Origin of the sequence: Moraxella sp. CTOTU48268, assembly GCF_032069585.1 — a bacterium.
GTDB lineage: Bacteria > Pseudomonadota > Gammaproteobacteria > Pseudomonadales > Moraxellaceae > Faucicola > Faucicola cinerea.
Genome location: NZ_DAMALV010000066.1, coordinates 1 through 4,065, shown reverse-complemented (window position 1 = coordinate 4,065; position 4,065 = coordinate 1). Strand labels below are relative to the sequence as shown.

The window sequence follows — 4,065 nt, the reverse complement described above, 5'->3', positions numbered from 1 at the left end:
TTCAACAATAACAAGAGATATTATTGATGATTCACACTATAAACACTATCGCTTACCCTTTTGGCAATAAATAACATAATTGAGTTTTACTTGTTACTCTCCTTAATCTGACTAATTGATGCTTCATCAAGTTTAACATCATCTTTAGTGATTGGCGTTGTTTCAATCACTTGTTCTGGTACGAATCGTACTTGCAGTTTAGCTTGTGGGCGACTTGGAAAGCGCGCCTTAGATAATGCAATAATTTTTTGTTCCATTGATTGGATATCACTATGTTTCGGTGCTGTTAAACCTTGTAATAATACGCGAATAAGGTAAGGTTTAGACGTATCAGTAGGCGATTTTTTAGGGGTTTTATCTGCCACATCATAGCTAATGCTAACCACATAATTTGGCTGATTTGCAATGGATTGTTTAACAATTTTATTGACGGCTGCTTCATAACTTTGTTGTTTAAGTTTTTGCTGAAAATTCAGGGTTAAATAAATACTAATCCCGATTAAAAGTACCAAGGATACGGCATTGCGACGTATAAATAGCAAGCTTTGCTGCCATTTAGAATCCTTAACTTTTTCATCTTCTGCCGCATCGGTATCAAGCCTTCGAAACCCTGCAACCCAGAGCACAAGTGCATTGGTAAACTGAATCGCTAAGACATTGGTTAGCGTCAAAATCAATGCCCCTAATGCCAAATCGTATTTACCATTTGCTAACAATATGCCGCTAGCGGTCAGCGGTGGCACCAAAGCGGTTGCCACTGCTACTCCTACTACGGCAACAGATAAATTGCGAGAAATTGTGGCATACGCGCCGGCAGTTCCGCCTGCGAGTGCTACCATCACATCCATAGTATTGGGGGCGGTACGGGCGATGATTTCTTGGCTTTGTGACTGTTCTGGGTAAAGCCAACCCAATATCATACCAATCGCATATATCAGCACACCGCCTGAAAATAACGTCAGTAAGGATTTTTTGAGTAAGGCAAAACGCGCATCAATAATAGCCAATGCAATACCGCTGATAGGACCAATTAGCATCGCAACTAGCATTGCACCAATCACAACCGCAGGGGAGTTGGCCAATAAACCGAAACCAGCAATGATTGCCGCCAGTCCATTTAACAAATAAAATGCCCGTGTGGGTAATGCCCCCGATTCGATATTGATACGTACTTGACGATAATCAATGGTTTGTTCGCTATTTTTTTTAGCAAGATACTGTTTAAAGGCTTCGTACTGAGCTTCTTGCTGTTCTTCTAACTGCTTTTGTACAGTTTGATGAATATTCTTGTCGATCGTCTCAAAGGTTAACGTTTTATTTGGTTCATTTGAGGCGTCAATATTATGAGTTTGATGCTTAGCATTTAAATGAGGTTCTGTGGTCGATTTCCTGTCAGTTTTATCGCTATCTTCCTCTTCATTGGCATTACTACTAAGCTGCTCATTTACCGCTTGGGCAACAGCTTCGATAGTTTTCTCATCAAATCCTTGATCGGTTAAATTTTCAATATCCTCTTGCGTCAGTGCAAGGGCGTCGGTAACTTCTACTGATGCCTTGTCGGGGACAACTGAGGTTTTATACAAGCTAAAAGATTGATCAACTAGTTTAGGATTATCTTTTATTTTGGTAAACGTTAATGTGCTTAAATCCATCATAATAATTTTACTTGATTAAAGGACAAGGTTAGTTTTTTATAGCTGAACTATTTTCTATTTTTACCAATAATGGATGGTTGGTATCCAATGTAGTAACCGGAAAAGGAATGGATATATTCGCTTTTTCCAATGCCTCCTTAACCAAAATAATAACTTCATTGATAGAAGCTACTCGATTAGTCTGTGTACCATCATCGATAAACCAACGCACCCTTAAAACCACGCTGCTATCTGCTAACGCTGTAGCAATTACAGACGGTTCTGCCAGTTTCGATACCGTTGGCGCTGCCTTTAACACACTTAAAATCACTCGTTGAGCATCAATGATGTTGTTTTCATACCCGATGCCTACATCGAATTCTAGACGGCGTTGTGAATAGGCAGTATTGACGGTCATAGTACTGGTATAAAGTTGAGAATTAGGAATTACGACTTTTCTGCCGTCATAGGTGCGGATTGTGGTTGCACGTATTTGAATATCTTCGACCGTGCCTTCAAAATTGCCCGAAATAATTTGGTCGCCAATACGAAATGGCTCTGATAATAATAACAATATGCCTGATAATAGATTTTGGAAGATGTCTTTAAAAGCAAAACCAATCGCAACCGACCCTATCCCTAATGCACCAATGAGTTTACCCGGTGTGAAGCTTGGTACAGCGATAATCATGGCGACCATAAAGCCTAAAAATAAAATAAGTGCACTACCCACCCGCCTAAAGACTGTAACTAAATTTTGATGGTGTTTACGACTCCCTAGTATTCTAGTGACCGCTTTTTTAAAAAAAATCGACAACACCCAAAATATTACAAACACAAGTGAAGCAACTATCAAATATGGAATGCGGCTTATCATCTGCTGCAATAGATGATTCGCTGATGTCATAATGGTTTGGTATTCATTCACTTTGTCGCCCAACATATCCGCTTGGCTCACCATACTGACATAGGTAGGCAAATAATCAATAAAAGATAGGATTAATTCAAACATATTGATACCTTTATAGCACCTTTAGCTGACTGGCTGTCACACTTTTTGCCACTCGGCCAATCGTTAGACCTTGAATTAAAATGGAAAATACCACAATCGCATAAGTCAACGTTAATAACAAATCTCGCTCGGCACCGGCAGGCAATTGTAATACTAATGCCACTGAAATACCGCCTCGCAGTCCACCCCAAGTCAATACTTTCCAAGCACCTTTGGGCAAACCTAAATATTTTTGTAGATTAAACGTTACACCGCCAACAACCATCAAACGAGCGAGTAAACTAATGGCTACCGCTAATATCGCCGCTATTAGCAAATTGCTATTCAAACTCACCATCACAATTTCAAGACCAATCAATACAAACAAAATGGCGTTTAAAATCTCATCAACGAGTTCCCAAAACAAATCCACATAGTGACGAGTATTATCGCTCATGGCATAGCTTCGCCCTTGATTGCCGACCATTAAACCCACGACAACCATCGCAAGTGGTGCTGATAAATGCCAGTGGCTGGCCAACGCATAACCGCCTAATACCCCAGCCAAGGTTAATAACACCTCTTCTTGATACGAATCAATGCTTTTTAACAAATAATACAGCACGGCACCTAGTAACAAGCCAAATGAAATACCGCCGCCTGCTTCAATTAACAATAAATGCCCAATATGCCCTGCTGTTGGTATCTCGCCGCTTGTCAGTACGCCAAGTAGCAACATAAAAATCACCACCCCAACCCCATCATTAAATAATGACTCGCCCGAAATTACGGTGTTAAGGCTTTTAGGGGCATTAGCATTGGCTAAAATCCCCATAACAGCAATCGGGTCGGTTGGTGAAATGAGCGCCCCAAACAATAAACACCAGATAAAACCAAGGTTAAATCCTAGCCATTGTAAGGCGACATACGTCAATCCTGCGACAATAAAGGTTGATACCACCGTACCTACCACAGCAAGCAAGGCTATAGGCAGCTTATAGCGTCGTAAATCTTGCAAGTTGATATGCAATGCACCAGCAAATAACAACATGGAGAGCATCCCATCCATGAGTATTTCAGTGAAATCAAGCTGACCGACCAGCATTTTTTCATAATCAATCAGTGTATCAAACCCTAAGGCATTGAGAACAATCGCAATAAGTGACAGCAGCAGTGAGATGACCATCACACCGATGGTAGTCGGTAGACCGATAAAGCGATGATTGATATAAGCAAGTAAGGCAGTCAAGGTCAAGAAAATAGCAGCAATGTCAAAAGCATTCATGCGTCTGATCTCAAAATAAAATTTGTATCAGTGTAGCGAAAACTAATGCATAATTCAGCTAAAATAGCAATAAGGGTGTTGATGTGAATTACTTAGGGTTCAATCTTAGACAAGCATCGGCTCTTTGTCTTTAACCTGGGGTCAGCACAGAAAAC

At 40.4% G+C, this 4,065-nt stretch carries 2 protein-coding genes and 1 pseudogene; all 3 read right to left on the bottom strand.

Annotation, left to right across the window (positions count from 1 at the left end; all coding sequences use genetic code 11):
• Positions 1-86: 86 nt before the first annotated feature.
• Positions 87-1,535, bottom strand: a pseudogene (locus RT143_RS12065) (DUF389 domain-containing protein); the annotation flags it as partial.
• A 148-nt stretch (positions 1,536-1,683) separates the two neighbouring features.
• Entirely contained in the window at positions 1,684-2,646 is a 963-nt protein-coding gene (locus tag RT143_RS12060; protein WP_313093303.1) for a mechanosensitive ion channel family protein, read from the bottom strand.
• Between the two features lie 10 nt (positions 2,647-2,656).
• Positions 2,657-3,910 carry a cation:proton antiporter gene (locus RT143_RS12055; RefSeq protein WP_313093301.1) on the bottom strand — a complete coding sequence of 418 codons (1,254 nt, stop codon included), beginning with the start codon at positions 3,908-3,910 and terminating at the stop codon, positions 2,657-2,659.
• Positions 3,911-4,065 lie beyond the last annotated feature (155 nt).

Bases quoted from the DNA above. Each gene is read 5' to 3' on its own strand.
- RT143_RS12055 (WP_313093301.1), bottom strand. From the start codon at position 3,910: ATGAATGCTTTTGACATTGCTGCTATTTTCTTGACCTTGACTGCCTTA.
- RT143_RS12060 (WP_313093303.1), bottom strand. From the start codon at position 2,646: ATGTTTGAATTAATCCTATCTTTTATTGATTATTTGCCTACCTATGTC.